The following is a 13,920-nucleotide window of genomic DNA, read 5'->3' on the forward strand; positions in this document are numbered from 1 at the left end:
TTTGTGCATGGTCGTGTTTCGTAAAGCCTTGGTATGGGGCGCTCTGCTCGTTGGCAATTGGGCCTACGCACAGGGCACACCTGTGCATCTGCTGGTCGGCTTTCCTGCAGGTGGCGGCACCGACGCAATAGCGCGCACGCTGGCCGACAAGCTGAAAGATCAGCTGGGCGTTCCAGTGTTGGTTGAAAACAAGGCAGGCGCGGGCGGTCAGATTGCGGCGCAGTTGCTCAAGGTTGCCGTGCCCGATGGCAACACGCTGTTCCTGTCGCATGACCACACCATCTCCATCCTGCCGCAGGTCATGAAAAACCCGGGTTTTGATCCCGCGCGAGACTTCGTGCCTGTGGCCGGCTTCGCCACCTTTGTGAATGCGCTGGCCTTGTCTGGCGGAAAACCGGCAAAGTCCGTCGCTGAATACGTGGCCTGGGTCAAAGGGCAAAGCGCAGGCAAAGACACGGTAGGGGTGCCAGCGCCCGCGTCAGTGCCGGAGTTTCTGGTGAAAGTGGTGGGCCAGAAGTATGGCCTGGACTTGCAGGCCGCGCCTTACCGCGGCAGCGCGCCGATGATCGGAGACATGCTGGGCAACCAGATACATGCTGGTACCGGCTCCGTGCCCGACTTCATTGAAAACCACAAGGCCGGAAAAATCCGCGTCGTCGCTGTGATGGGCGCCACCCGCCAGGCCATCCTGCCCGATGTGCCCACGTTTGCGGAGTTGGGTCTGGCCGGCTTTGAAGACCTGCCGTACTACGGCATCTTCGCGCCCGCAGGCACACCCAAGGCTGCGATCGACAAGTTTTCGGAAGCGCTTGCCAAGGTGCTGGCGTTGCCCGAAGTGAAAGAGCGCCTTACTGCGATGGGTCTTAGCGTGGGCTTCATGTCGTCACAGCAGCTTGCGGTGCGGGAACAGGCCTACACGCAGACATGGGCCAAGATCATCAAAGCCAGCGGTTTTGTGGTGCAGTAATCAGCGCTCTGACCGCGCCAAATACCTTTTCCGCCAGAAAAACAGCGCCAGCCCGATCGCGGTAAAGGCCATCGTGGCCAGTGCCCACCAGAAACCTCCGGCCACATGCAGTAGCGGAATGAATTCGAAGTTCATGCCGAAGATGCCGGCGATCAGGTTCAGGGGCAGGAAGATCGCAGTCAACACGGTGAGCGTGCGCATGATCTCGTTGGTGCGGCTGCCTTGCACGCTGAAGTGCATTTGCACCGCGGTCTCTACGCTCTGCTCCAGGCGGCGCACGTGGTGCACCACACGCTCGATGTGCTCCAGTACGTCGCGGCTGCGCACCTGCAGCAGGTCGCGCTCGCGCTGGCCAGAGGGCGTGTCTGGATCGGGCCAGGTCTTCAATGCTTCGGTCCAGTCCTGAATGGCAGCGCGCTGGTCTTCGCAGACCTCGTCCAGGTAATGCAGCGAGAGGCGTGCGTCCAGGAGCGAACCCCAGTTGGTAAAGCGGGCGCGCGGATTCAGCAGTTCTGACTGCCAGTGGTCCAACTGGTGCGTCAGCTCACGGCGCAGTTCCAGGAAGCCGTCCACCATTTGATTCACCACGCGCAGCATCAAATCTGCCGGGCTGGTCGGCAAGCGCGCACCCGCGGCGCGCGACTCGGCGCTGGTGGCTTGCAGCAGTTTGGCGGCATAGGCATCGCGCACGGCGCAGTCGGTGGGGTGCACGGTCAGCAGCACGCGGTCGAACACGGCAAACCCGACGGGGCTGGTGTCAATGCGCCGCAAGATCGGCGGGCCGCCGCGCTGTGGCGCCTGGTGCAAAGGTTCGCCGGGTTGTGCCAGGTCCGTTGCGCTATGTCCAGCGGCCAGGCGGCGAAACACCAGCACGTCGTATTGCGAGGTGTAGTCGTAATGCGAAGGCAACTGGTTGTTCAGCAGGTCGGAGATATGCAGATCAACCAACTGAAAGCCGCATAGCTGCTGCAGCGCAGACTGAACTTGGGCCTGCATGACCTCGAACTCGCGGCGGGCGCAAGCGATCCAGACGTAGCCTTGGTCGGGCATGCCAGCCCCGATCAGGCCCGCAAGCTCCTGACTTTCCGAAACACTGGAGCCGTTGATCTGGAAAATGCGCATGTGCGGGGGGTAAATTGGAGTAAAAAGTGCCTCGGATGCCCGTGGAATGTGCGTAAGCAGCTACTATTTTTGTAGCATTCTGGCGGCGTCAATGGCGAAGTAAGTGAGTATGCCGTCGGCGCCTGCACGCTTGAAAGCCAGCAAACTCTCCATCATCACTGCGTCGTGGTCCAGCCAGCCGTTTTGTGCGGCGGCCTTCAACATCGCGTATTCGCCCGACACCTGGTAGGCAAACGTGGGGATGCGGAACTCGTCTTTCACGCGGCGCACCACGTCCAGATACGGCATGCCGGGCTTGACCATCACCATGTCCGCGCCCTCGGCAATGTCCATCGCCACTTCGCGCAGTGCTTCATCGGTGTTGGCCGGGTCCATCTGGTAGACCTTTTTGTTGCTCTTGCCGAGGTTGCCCGCCGAGCCCACCGCGTCGCGGAACGGGCCATAAAAGGCAGACGCGTATTTGGCGCTGTAAGCCATGATGCGGGTGTGAATCAGCTTCTCGGCCTCCAGCGCAGCGCGGATGGCGCCAATGCGGCCGTCCATCATGTCGCTGGGCGCAACGATGTCTACGCCTGCACGGGCCTGTGTCAACGCCTGCTGCACCAGCACAGCCAGCGTTTCGTCGTTCAGGATGTAGCCATCGTCATCCGGCAGACCGTCCTGGCCGTGGCTGGTGAAAGGGTCCAGCGCGACGTCGGTCATCACGCCCAAATCAGGAAATTCTTTCTTCAACGCCCGCACCACCCGCGGCACCAGACCGTCCGGATTCAGCGCTTCCTTGCCGTCGTAGGTTTTCAGCGACTGGTCTATCACCGGGAACAGCGCCATCACCGGAATACCCAGCTTTACACACTGCTCGGCGACCGGCAGCAGCAAATCCAGGCTCAGCCGTTCGACGCCGGGCATGGACGCAATCGGCACGCGTTGCCCCGAGCCTTCGACGACAAAGACTGGATAAATCAGGTCGTGCGCGGTAAGTGTGTTCTCACGTACGAGGTTGCGTGTAAAGCTGTCGCGCCGCAGGCGACGGGGCCGACCGGCCGGAAATGGTGCATAGGGCGTCATGGGGAAAATTGTGCCTGAATCCGGCCAGCGGCTTGCCAGCACCCCTGTTTTTTGGTAAATTTGACCCCGGGTAGCTTGCTACCTCCCGCTTTTCCTCCCTGAGCGGGGCCTTGATGTGTGACAGCAAATAGGCTTACCACCCCAGCCCACGTGCTGGGGTTTTTTTTGGTCATTTCGGACCTATGAGGAATAGCCGGAAGACATTCCCGGCGCTGGATTGGATGGGGCGGATGTTTTGCTCCGTGTCCCCCGCCCGCTGCGCGGGCTCCTCCTTGACCTGCGCAAAACATCCGCCCCATCCAATCCCGGATAGTTACGCGCTGCTGTGGGCAAGCAAAATTCAAGCGGATGGTGCGGGGTGAGTCCATTGCGAAATCAAGGGGGAGGGCGAAGCCCGGAGGACATTCGCTTTGGGCTCACCCCGTGCCGTCGGCGGGCGATTACCCAACAAGCACTCACTAAAGACTACACTTTCCAGATGCTCTGGATCAAAGCCTTTCACATCGTCTTCGTCGCCAGCTGGTTCGCCGGCCTGTTCTATTTGCCTCGGATATTTGTCAATTTAGCGATGGTCCCAGAGGGCTCAGACGCCGAACGTGCCCGCCTGCTGCTGATGGCGAAAAAGCTGCTGAAATTCACGACGATGCTGGCGGTACCCGCCGTAGTTTTAGGCCTGTGCTTGTGGCTGTATTACGGCATTGGCCGTGGCCCGGGCAACGGCTGGATGCATGCGAAGCTGGGGATTGTGGTTGCGGTGATCGGCTACCACCATGCCTGCGCATCCATCCTGCGCAAGTTTGTGGCCGGCACCATGCAGCGCAGCCATGTGTGGTTTCGCTGGTTCAACGAAGCGCCAGTGTTCATGCTGGTGGCCGCGGTCATTCTGGTGGTGGTCAAACCGTTCTGACGGTGTACCGGTAGAAGCCAGGCATGCACAAAACCACCGCCTGGCCATTGGCCGCCATCTATGCCGTGTTGGTGGTGTATGCCAGCCTGTACCCGTTTGCTGACTGGCGTGACCAAGGCATTGCGCCATGGGGATTTTTGTGGGCCCCCATTTCCCATTACTGGACCGGATTTGACGTTGCCATCAACATGGTCGGCTATATGCCAATGGGCGGCTTGCTGGCGCTGGCGTTGTTGCGCAGTAGCCGCTCAAAGCACCCGGTTTACAAGGCCTTGGTGCTGGCTGCGTTGTTGTCTCTGTGCATGGAGTCGGCGCAGAGCTACTTGCCATCGCGTGTCCCATCGCGGGAAGACTTTTTGTTGAATGCAGCCGGTGCCTGGCTGGGCGCAGTGTTTACGCTGATGCTGGAGCGACTGGGTGCGATCAACCGCTGGAGCGTGATTCGCAGCCGCTGGTTCGTAGAGCCATCGCGCGGCGGCATAGTGTTGTTGGCGACTTGGCCGTTGGCGCTGCTGTTTCCTGCATCTGTTCCTTTTGGTTTGGGCCAGGTGCTGGAGCGGCTGGTAGGCGCGCTGTCCGAGCAACTGGAAGACAGCGCCATGGCAAGCTGGTTGCCCGCGGGTGCGCCCAGCCTGCATCCCCTCGTGCCAGCGTCGGAAATGCTGTGCGTGGCGCTGGGGCTGGTGATTCCCTGCCTGGTCGGGTTTTGCGTCGTGCGCAGGCCGGCGCGAAGGGTGATGTTGGTGGCGCTCGTGGTGCTGGCGGGCACGGCGGCAACGTCGTTGTCGGCGGCGCTGACCTGGGGCCCCGCGCATGCCTGGGCCTGGTTTGATGCCCCGGCGCAGGTCGGCATGGCGGCTGCGGTGTTGATTGCGTTGGCAATGTCTGTCTTGCCGTGGCGCGTGGCGGCGGGGCTGGTGTTGCTGGCGCTGGGCGTGTATTTGAGTCTGCTGAACCAGGCTCCCGAGAGCCCGTATTTCGCGCAGACGCTGCAGCAGTGGGAGCAGGGCCGGTTCATTCGTTTCAATGGCCTGTCGCAGTGGCTGGGCTGGCTGTGGCCCTACGCGGCCAGTGTGTATGTGTTTGGCCAGATCGGACGGCGCGAGTCGCAAAACTAGAATCGCAGCATGACCACCAGCAGCACGCCTCCCCTCCCCTCCGTTTCTTCGCCCGCGCCTTCCTACTTTGAACGCCACATTTTCTTTTGCCTGAACGAGCGCAAGAACGGCGAAGAATGCTGTGCCCAGCACCAGGCGCAAGAGGCGTTTGACCATTGCAAGAAGCTGGTCAAGACCGCCGGACTGGCGGGCCCAGGCCAGGTGCGCGTCAACAAGGCGGGCTGCATGGACCGCTGCGCGGCGGGCCCGGTCGCGGTGGTGTACCCCGAAGCTGTCTGGTACACCTATGTGGACCAGACGGACATTGAAGAGATCGTTGAGTCCCACCTGAAGAACGGCAAAGTCGTGGAGCGGCTGGTTTGTCCGGCCCATCTGGGGCGCTAGATTTCAGGCATAAAAATGCTGTTTAAGCCCGTATTAGAGGCGTGAGCAGCTACTAATTTAATAGCAATCGTGAACTCCCAAACCCAGCGCTCCACCATTGCCGGCCCGGTCGGTGACATCGAGTTGTTGATCGATGAGCCGGTGGATGTGGCGTTGCGTGGCGTGGCCGTGATCGCCCATCCGCACCCGCTGTTTGGCGGCACGATGGACAACAAGGTGGTGCAGACGCTGGCCCGGGCTTGTGTGATGAGCGGCTGGCGTGCGGTACGGTTTAACTTCCGCGGAGTTGGCGGAAGCAGCGGTACGCACGATGCAGGTAAAGGCGAGCTGCAGGATTTGTTGGCCGTCGTGGCAAAGCATGCATCAGACGGACCGTTGGTGCTCGCCGGGTTTTCCTTTGGCGCGTTTGTCACCAGTCACGCTATCGCCGCGTTGCATGCGTCCCGTTCGCTGGAGCGGGTTGTGCTGGTTGGCACAGCGGCCACGCGCTTCGAAGTAGCGCCTGTCCCGGCCGAACTGCATGACCGCACATTGGTGATCCACGGCGAGACCGACGACACGGTTCCGCTGGCGGATGTGATGGCCTGGGCGCGGCCGCAGTCACTCCCCGTTACGGTTGTTCCGGGGGTGGGGCATTTCTTTCATGGACAATTGCCCCTTTTGCGCGGTTTGGTGGTTCGCCACTTGGACCAGCCCATTTCCTGAAGCCTTTCCAATCTGACCCGCCAGCCCTGTGGTGGGTCGCCCCATCCGAATCCATGAAATCCCTGTTCGCTGCCCTTGTGGCCACCTTCTGCTTCGCCGTATCGGCACAAACCGTGCAGCCACCGGAAATCGCCGCGCGCTCGTATCTGCTGCTGGACGTCACCGCCAATCAGATCCTTGCCGCCAAAGACATTGACGCGCCGCTGGAGCCCGCATCGCTGACCAAGCTGATGTCGGCCTATCTGGTGTTTGATGCGCTGAAATCCAAAAAACTGGACATGAAGCAGACGCTGCCCGTCAGCGAACGCGCCTGGAAAATGCCCGGCTCGCGCATGTTCATCGACCCCAAGATGCAGGTGCCGGTGGAGGACCTGATCAAGGGCATGATCGTTCAATCGGGCAATGACGCCACGATGGCGCTGGCTGAAGGCGTGGGTGGCACGGCTGAGCGTTTCGTCGAAATGATGAATGCGCAGGCCAAGCTGCTGGGCATGAAAGCCACGGGCTACAAAAACCCCGAAGGACTGACCGAGGCCGGCCACACCACCACCGCGCGCGACCTGAGCATCCTGGCCTCGCGCCTGATGGCAGATTTCCCGGAATACGTGGGTGTTTACTCACTGAAAAAATACCGTTACCCGGGTACTCCGGCCGCGAATGACACCAACCGCAACTTGCTGCTGTTCCGCGATCCGACAGTGGACGGACTCAAGACGGGCCACACCGATGCTGCGGGCTATTGCATGGTCGCCACCGCGCGACGCGATTACCCCGGCTTGAACCAAGCCACTGCACCGGGCGCAACCGCTGCCCCCAATTCCGGCCGCCGCCTGCTGTCCATCATCCTGGGCGCTGACAGTGAAATCTCCCGCGCCAATGAGTCGCAAAAGTTGCTGAACTGGGGCTACACCGCGTTCGAACCTGTCAAGCTGTTTGATGCGAATCAGGCCGTGGCTACGCCCAACGTCTGGAAGGGCTCGGCGTCTACCGTCAAGCTGGGCAGTTTCAGCCCCATCGTGGTGGCAGTGCCTGCAGGCAGTGGCGGCAAGTTGAGCACGCAGGTGGTGCGCGCCGATCCGTTGGTGGCGCCTTTTGTAAAGGGCCAGAAGATAGCCACTTTGCGCGTATTGTCCGGTGACAAGACCGTGGCCGAGGCGCCACTGGTGGCGTTGGAATCGGTAGACCAGGCAGGCATCTTCGGACGCGCTTGGGATGCCATTCGCCTTTGGATTCGTTAGGCAAATTGCCACATATTTGAGTGAACGTACTGGAGATCGGCATGAACAAGTTTTGGTTGGCAAGTAGTTGCGCGGTATTGGCACTGGCGGGCGCCGCCCAGGCTACCGAGGTGCGCCTGCGCATCATGGAGACCACCGATCTGCACATGAATTTGCTGGACTACGACTACTACCAGGACAAAGTCACCGACCAGTACGGCCTGGCTCGCACGGTTACGTTGATCAAGGCGGCGCGCGCGGAAGCGCCCAACAACCTGCTGTTTGACAACGGCGATCTGCTGCAAGGCAACCCGCTGGGCGACTACGTGGCCAAGGTGCGCCCGCTCAAGGATGGTGAAGTCCATCCGGCGTATCAGCTGATGAATGCGCTGGGCTACGACGCCGCCAACATCGGCAACCACGACTTCAACTACGGCCTGCCGTTCCTGCGCCGTGCGATCAAGGGCGCCAACTTCCCCTACGTCAACGCCAACGTCTATTTCGACGATAAGAACAAGGACCAGCCCAACGCTAAAAACGCGTTCACGCCTTATGTGCTGCTGGATCGCAAGCTAGTGGATGCCAATGGAAAGATGCATGCGATCAAGATTGGTGTCATTGGCTTTGTGCCGCCGCAAATCCTGATGTGGGACAAATCCAATCTGGAAGGCCAGGTGGTGGTGCAGGACATCGTGGAAACCGCCAAGAAATACGTGCCGCTGATGCGCGCGCAAGGCGCGCAACTGATCGTCGCTATCCCGCATGCGGGCCTGACGACAGCGCCAACCCCATTGATGGGCGAAAACATGGTGGGCCCGTTGGCCGAAGTGGAGGGTATTGACGCCATCCTGTTTGGCCACTCCCACGGTGAATTCCCCGGCAAATTCTTCGCGAACTTCCCCAAGGTCGACGTAGAGCGCGGCACCATCAACGGCGTGGCGGCGGTGATGCCCGGCCGCTGGGGCGACCACCTGGGAGTGATCGACTTCACGCTGGACGAAACGAATGGAAAGTGGCGCATCGTGGACCGCAAGGCGACGCTGCGCCCGATCTTTGACCGCACGACGCAAAAGTCGGTTGCCGCGGCTGACCCCATGGTCGAAAAGATTCTGGGCGATGTGCACGCCAAAGCTTTGGAATACGTGCGCAACAAGGTGGCTTTCAGCAGCGCGCCTATCTACAGCTATTTCGCACAGGTGGCCGATGACCCGTCGGTACAGATCGTGGCGAACGCGCAAATCGTTTACACCCAGCGCGCCTTGCAGGGCACGGAATACGCCAAATACCCAGTGCTGTCGGCCGCCGCCCCATTCAAGACGGGCGGGCGCCAGGGCTGGACTTATTACACGGACATTCCCGCTGGCCCACTGGCCATCAAGAACGTTGCCGATCTGTACATGTACCCGAATACGCTCAAAGCCATGCTGCTGACGGGCAACGAGGTACGCGAGTGGATTGAGATGTCCGCCGGCCAATACAACCAGATCAACCCGCAGGGCCCGGCGCAGCAGGCTTTGCTGAATGAATCGTTCCGTTCCTACAACTTTGACACGATTGACGGCCTGACCTACGAGCTGGATGTGACGCAACCTGCCAAGTACAGCGTCTTGGGCGCGCTGGTGGCCCCCACGGCAAACCGGGTGAAAAACCTGAAATACCAGGGCGTGCTGGTGCAGGGTGATGCCAAATTCATAGTGGCCACTAACAACTACCGCGCCTTCGGTGGTGGCACTTTCCCGGGTCTGAATGCGACCAAGGTGGTTTATGAAGCCCCGGAAGAAAACCGCCAGGTCCTGATCGAATACCTGCGCATGATGGACAAGCTGTCCGCCAACAAACAGGTCAACCCGTCGGCGGACGGCAATTGGCGCGTTTTGCCGGTGGCTGGGGTTCGCATGACTTTCCTGTCGGGTGCCGATGGCGCCAAGTACCTGAGCAACCATTCCCAGATTCGCCTGGTAAAAGACAACGGCGACGGCTCGGCACTGTACGAGCTGGCACACTGACCCCAATTTCCCAGTCGGGGCGACAGGCAATTTGCCGCCGGGCCGCCCCAAGGCAAATTAGCCCCCTTGGGGGGCAGCGACCCGCGAAGCGGTGGAGCGTGGGGGCAACACCCCTTGCGGGGAAACCCTCGATCTGATACATTAGAAGGCTTTTCGGAAATTCCGAAGAGATTCACGTTTTCGTAATATTTCAAACGTTTAGGGACGTTTTCAATGCCAACCATTAACCAGCTCGTGCGTCAAGGCCGTGAGGTCGAGACCATCAAGTCGAAGAGCCCTGCTATGCAGAACTCTCCGCAGCGTCGCGGTGTTTGCACTCGTGTGTACACCACAACGCCTAAAAAGCCCAATTCCGCTCTGCGTAAAGTCGCCAAAGTGCGCCTGACCAACGGTTTTGAAGTCATTTCCTACATCGGCGGTGAAGGCCACAACCTGCAGGAACACAGCGTAGTGCTGGTTCGCGGCGGTCGTGTCAAGGACTTGCCCGGTGTGCGTTACCACATCGTCCGTGGTTCGCTCGATTTGCAAGGCGTGAAAGACCGCAAGCAGTCGCGCTCCAAGTACGGTGCTAAGAAGCCAAAGGCCAAGTAAATTGACCTGGGCCCATAGCTGCAAGGCTCTGGATCCGAAAAATAAGAGGTGTTTGTTTGCTGCGTGGCGCAGTAGATAAACGAAGTGACCCGCTGTTTGGGTCGAGTAAGTGAGAGTCTTATTGATTAACTCTCAAGGCGCCCTTAAGTGGGAGCCAACTGAAGCAAAGAGGTGAAAAAATGCCACGTCGTCGCGAAGTCCCTAAACGTGAAATTCTGCCGGATCCAAAGTTCGGCAATGTAGAGCTGTCCAAATTCATGAACGTGATCATGGAAGGCGGCAAGAAGGCTGTAGCCGAGCGCATCATTTACGGTGCTCTCGAACTGATCGCCAAGAAGCACCCTGATAAAGACCCGGTGGAAGCTTTCACTGTTGCTATCAACAACGTCAAGCCCATGGTGGAAGTGAAATCCCGCCGCGTGGGTGGTGCCAACTACCAGGTGCCCGTTGAAGTGCGTCCCGTCCGTCGCCTGGCTTTGTCCATGCGCTGGATCAAGGAAGCCGCTCGCAAGCGCGGTGAAAAGTCCATGGCACAGCGTCTGGCCAACGAAATGTTGGAAGCCACTGAAGGCCGTGGCGGTGCCATGAAGAAGCGTGATGAAGTTCACCGCATGGCAGAAGCCAACAAGGCTTTCTCTCACTTCCGCTTCTAAACGGAACTGGCGCAGGTCCCGCAAAGGCCTCGCCCGCCAGGCTGCAGTGTCGTGTGACATTGCAGCCTGCCTCATTGATATTCAAGTACAACCCAAGGATCCATCATGGCTCGCAATACTCCCATTGAGCGCTATCGCAACATTGGTATTTCAGCGCACATTGACGCTGGCAAGACCACCACGACCGAGCGTATTTTGTTTTACACCGGCGTGAACCACAAAATTGGTGAAGTGCACGATGGCGCGGCCACCATGGACTGGATGGAGCAAGAGCAAGAGCGTGGTATCACGATCACTTCCGCTGCAACGACTTGCTTCTGGAAGGGTATGGACGCGTCCTTCCCTGAGCACCGCATCAACATCATTGACACCCCTGGACACGTGGACTTCACGATTGAAGTCGAGCGTTCCATGCGCGTGCTGGATGGTGCTTGCATGGTCTATTGCGCTGTGGGCGGTGTGCAGCCTCAGTCTGAAACCGTGTGGCGTCAGGCTAACAAGTACAAAGTGCCACGTCTGGCATTCGTGAATAAGATGGACCGTACTGGCGCCAACTTCTTCAAAGTCGTTGACCAGATGAAGCTGCGCCTGAAGGCCAACCCTGTGCCCGTCGTGATCCCAATCGGCGCTGAAGAAAACTTCACCGGCGTGGTCGACCTGCGCAAGATGAAAGCCATCATCTGGGACGAAGCGTCTCAGGGCATGAAGTTCACCTTCGAAGAAATCCCGGCTGACCTGGTGGCTACCGCCAAAGAATGGCGCGAAAAGATGGTGGAAGCTGCTGCTGAAGCCTCCGAAGAGCTGATGAACAAGTACCTCGAAGAGGGTGACCTGACTGAAGCGGAAATTACCCTCGGTCTGCGCACACGCACCATTGCTGGCGAAATCCAGCCGATGCTGTGCGGTACCGCGTTCAAGAACAAGGGTGTGCAGCGCATGCTGGACGCCGTGATTGAACTGATGCCCTCCCCACTCGACGTGAAGGCCATCAAGGGCTTCGACGAAGACGAAAAGGAAATCACCCGCAAGGCCGACGACAGCGAAAAGTTTGCTGCTTTGGCATTCAAGCTGATGACCGACCCGTTCGTGGGCCAGTTGACCTTCGTGCGCGTGTACTCCGGCGTTCTGAAGAAGGGCGACACCGTTTACAACGCGGTGCGCGGCAAGAAAGAGCGTATCGGCCGTATCGTGCAAATGCACGCCAACAACCGTGAAGAAGTCGATGAAATCCGCGCCGGCGACATCGCTGCTTGCGTAGGACTGAAAGACGTCACCACAGGTGAAACCCTGTGCGATCCATCCGCCATCATTACGCTGGAGCGCATGGTGTTCCCTGACTCGGTGATTCGTCAGGCTGTTGAGCCCAAGACCAAGGCCGACCAGGAAAAAATGGGTATCGCTTTGAGCCGTCTGGCTGCAGAAGATCCATCGTTCCGTGTTCAGACCGATGAAGAATCTGGCCAGACCATCATTGGTGGTCAGGGCGAGTTGCACCTGGAAATTATTGTTGACCGCATGAAGCGCGAATTCGGCGTGGAAGCCAACGTGGGCAAGCCCCAAGTTGCTTACCGCGAAACCATTCGCAAGCAAGTGGTCGATGTCGAAGGCAAGTTCGTGCGTCAGTCCGGTGGTAAGGGTCAGTACGGTCACGTTGTGTTGACCGTCGAGCCAAACGAAACCGGCAAGGGCTTCACTTTTGTGGATGCGATCAAGGGCGGTGTGGTTCCTCGCGAATACATCCCTGCGGTTGAAAAGGGCGTTATCGAAGCGCTGAACCAGGGCGTGCTAGCCGGTTACCCGGTGGTGGACGTCAAGGTCACGCTGACTTTCGGTTCGTACCACGATGTGGACTCGAACGAAAACGCGTTCAAGATGGCCGCTATCTTCGGTTTCAAGGAAGGTTGCCGCAAGGCCAACCCCGTGATCCTGGAGCCGATGATGGCTGTGGAAGTTGAAACGCCTGAAGACTACGCCGGTAACGTGATGGGCGACCTGTCCTCACGCCGCGGTATGGTGCAAGGTATGGACGACATGATCGGTGGCGGCAAGGCTATCAAGGCCGAAGTTCCACTGTCCGAAATGTTCGGCTACTCGACCAGCCTGCGCTCGATGTCACAAGGCCGTGCGACTTACACGATGGAATTCAAGCACTACGCGGAAGCTCCGCGCAACGTGTCTGAAGCCATCATGGCTGCAAGGGCTAAATAATTTTCAGTGTGCCGGATCCATATTCGCAAAGCGAATTGGCTCGGGCACTTCTGATCGGAGTTCCCTGTCTGCGACGATGTGCCGCCCTGTTTCCCGTGCGGGGCGAACCAGCAACACCGTGCAGACATAAAACCAATACACGGGATTAGCTCTTTGGAGAATTGAAAAATGGGTAAAGAAAAATTCACGCGTACCAAGCCCCACGTGAACGTTGGCACAATTGGCCACGTTGACCACGGCAAGACCACGCTGACAGCGGCTATTACTACGGTTCTGGCATCCAAGTTTGGCGGCCAAGCCAAGGCGTACGACCAGATCGACGCAGCTCCTGAAGAAAAAGCACGCGGTATCACGATCAACACCGCCCACGTGGAATACGAAACGGCTAACCGCCACTACGCCCACGTTGACTGCCCCGGCCACGCTGACTATGTGAAGAACATGATCACTGGCGCAGCCCAAATGGACGGCGCGATCCTGGTTTGCTCCGCAGCTGACGGCCCAATGCCTCAGACCCGCGAGCACATCCTGCTGGCCCGCCAGGTTGGCGTTCCTTACATCATCGTGTTCCTGAACAAATGCGACATGGTCGATGACGCTGAACTGCTGGAACTGGTTGAAATGGAAGTTCGCGAGCTCCTGGACAAGTACGACTTCCCAGGCGACAAGACACCTATCATCCACGGCTCTGCCAAGCTCGCCATGGAAGGCGACAAGGGTCCTCTGGGTGAAGAAGCCATCATGAAGCTGGCTGACGCACTGGACACCTACATCCCCCTGCCAGAGCGTGCAGTTGACGGCGCGTTCCTGATGCCCGTGGAAGACGTGTTCTCCATCTCTGGCCGTGGCACCGTGGTGACTGGCCGTGTTGAGCGCGGTATCGTCAAGGTCGGCGAAGAAATCGAAATCGTCGGTATTGCTGACACCCAAAAGACCACCTGCACTGGCGTGGAAATGTTCCGCAAGCTGCTGGACCA

13 protein-coding genes are annotated in these 13,920 nt (G+C 59.2%); 11 read left to right on the top strand and 2 right to left on the bottom strand.

All coding sequences use genetic code 11. From position 1 onward, the window contains the following. Positions 1-7 precede the first annotated feature (7 nt). Positions 8-967, top strand: coding sequence for a Bug family tripartite tricarboxylate transporter substrate binding protein (locus AC1DV6_RS08300; protein ID WP_477976961.1), 960 nt, complete (start codon positions 8-10; stop codon positions 965-967). On the opposite strand, the gene AC1DV6_RS08305 is transcribed toward AC1DV6_RS08300, so the two are convergent. Beyond that, positions 968-2,089, bottom strand: a complete 1,122-nt coding sequence (locus AC1DV6_RS08305) for a magnesium transporter CorA family protein (RefSeq protein WP_477976963.1) — start codon at positions 2,087-2,089, stop codon at positions 968-970. Positions 2,090-2,152: 63 nt separating this feature from the next. Beyond that, positions 2,153-3,154 (bottom strand): porphobilinogen synthase, encoded by a 1,002-nt coding sequence (gene hemB / locus AC1DV6_RS08310; protein WP_477976965.1) that lies wholly within the window; start codon positions 3,152-3,154, stop codon positions 2,153-2,155. A 478-nt stretch (positions 3,155-3,632) separates the two neighbouring features. Between hemB and AC1DV6_RS08315 the strand changes: the two genes are divergently transcribed. From AC1DV6_RS08315 to AC1DV6_RS08360, 10 genes are all read left to right on the top strand, one after another. After that, positions 3,633-4,061, top strand: coding sequence for a CopD family protein (locus tag AC1DV6_RS08315; RefSeq protein ID WP_477976967.1), 429 nt, complete (start codon positions 3,633-3,635; stop codon positions 4,059-4,061). Positions 4,062-4,084: 23 nt separating this feature from the next. Then, positions 4,085-5,179 (top strand): VanZ family protein, encoded by a 1,095-nt coding sequence (locus AC1DV6_RS08320; protein WP_477976969.1) that lies wholly within the window; start codon positions 4,085-4,087, stop codon positions 5,177-5,179. 9 nt (positions 5,180-5,188) lie between these two features. Then, complete coding sequence (locus tag AC1DV6_RS08325) at positions 5,189-5,563, top strand: (2Fe-2S) ferredoxin domain-containing protein (protein ID WP_477976971.1); 375 nt, start codon at positions 5,189-5,191, stop codon at positions 5,561-5,563. 69 nt (positions 5,564-5,632) lie between these two features. Continuing rightward, positions 5,633-6,268 carry an alpha/beta hydrolase gene (locus AC1DV6_RS08330; RefSeq protein WP_477976973.1) on the top strand — a complete coding sequence of 212 codons (636 nt, stop codon included), beginning with the start codon at positions 5,633-5,635 and terminating at the stop codon, positions 6,266-6,268. 53 nt (positions 6,269-6,321) lie between these two features. Beyond that, entirely contained in the window at positions 6,322-7,506 is a 1,185-nt protein-coding gene (locus AC1DV6_RS08335) for a D-alanyl-D-alanine carboxypeptidase family protein (protein ID WP_477976975.1), read from the top strand. Positions 7,507-7,547: 41 nt separating this feature from the next. Next, complete coding sequence (locus AC1DV6_RS08340; protein ID WP_477976977.1) at positions 7,548-9,491, top strand: bifunctional 2',3'-cyclic-nucleotide 2'-phosphodiesterase/3'-nucleotidase; 1,944 nt, start codon at positions 7,548-7,550, stop codon at positions 9,489-9,491. A gap of 213 nt (positions 9,492-9,704) precedes the next feature. After that, on the top strand, positions 9,705-10,082 hold the full coding sequence (rpsL, locus tag AC1DV6_RS08345; RefSeq protein WP_011466063.1) for a 30S ribosomal protein S12: 378 nt from the start codon (positions 9,705-9,707) through the stop codon (positions 10,080-10,082). Positions 10,083-10,261: 179 nt separating this feature from the next. Beyond that, complete coding sequence (gene rpsG / locus AC1DV6_RS08350) at positions 10,262-10,735, top strand: 30S ribosomal protein S7 (RefSeq protein ID WP_105261723.1); 474 nt, start codon at positions 10,262-10,264, stop codon at positions 10,733-10,735. Positions 10,736-10,840: 105 nt separating this feature from the next. Beyond that, positions 10,841-12,943, top strand: a complete 2,103-nt coding sequence (gene fusA, locus AC1DV6_RS08355; RefSeq protein ID WP_477976979.1) for an elongation factor G — start codon at positions 10,841-10,843, stop codon at positions 12,941-12,943. Positions 12,944-13,111: 168 nt separating this feature from the next. After that, positions 13,112-13,920 (top strand): elongation factor Tu (locus tag AC1DV6_RS08360; RefSeq protein ID WP_477976981.1); only part of this gene is annotated, 809 nt, incomplete at its 3' end.

The organism is Rhodoferax sp. P2_H8_2, assembly GCF_056403235.1.

Bases quoted from the DNA above. Each gene is read 5' to 3' on its own strand.
- AC1DV6_RS08340 (WP_477976977.1), top strand. From the start codon at position 7,548: ATGAACAAGTTTTGGTTGGCAAGTAGTTGCGCGGTATTGGCACTGGCG.
- AC1DV6_RS08315 (WP_477976967.1), top strand. From the start codon at position 3,633: ATGCTCTGGATCAAAGCCTTTCACATCGTCTTCGTCGCCAGCTGGTTC.
- AC1DV6_RS08335 (WP_477976975.1), top strand. From the start codon at position 6,322: ATGAAATCCCTGTTCGCTGCCCTTGTGGCCACCTTCTGCTTCGCCGTA.
- AC1DV6_RS08305 (WP_477976963.1), bottom strand. From the start codon at position 2,089: ATGCGCATTTTCCAGATCAACGGCTCCAGTGTTTCGGAAAGTCAGGAG.
- AC1DV6_RS08325 (WP_477976971.1), top strand. From the start codon at position 5,189: ATGACCACCAGCAGCACGCCTCCCCTCCCCTCCGTTTCTTCGCCCGCG.
- AC1DV6_RS08320 (WP_477976969.1), top strand. From the start codon at position 4,085: ATGCACAAAACCACCGCCTGGCCATTGGCCGCCATCTATGCCGTGTTG.
- AC1DV6_RS08300 (WP_477976961.1), top strand. From the start codon at position 8: ATGGTCGTGTTTCGTAAAGCCTTGGTATGGGGCGCTCTGCTCGTTGGC.
- fusA (WP_477976979.1), top strand. From the start codon at position 10,841: ATGGCTCGCAATACTCCCATTGAGCGCTATCGCAACATTGGTATTTCA.
- rpsL (WP_011466063.1), top strand. From the start codon at position 9,705: ATGCCAACCATTAACCAGCTCGTGCGTCAAGGCCGTGAGGTCGAGACC.
- hemB (WP_477976965.1), bottom strand. From the start codon at position 3,154: ATGACGCCCTATGCACCATTTCCGGCCGGTCGGCCCCGTCGCCTGCGG.
- rpsG (WP_105261723.1), top strand. From the start codon at position 10,262: ATGCCACGTCGTCGCGAAGTCCCTAAACGTGAAATTCTGCCGGATCCA.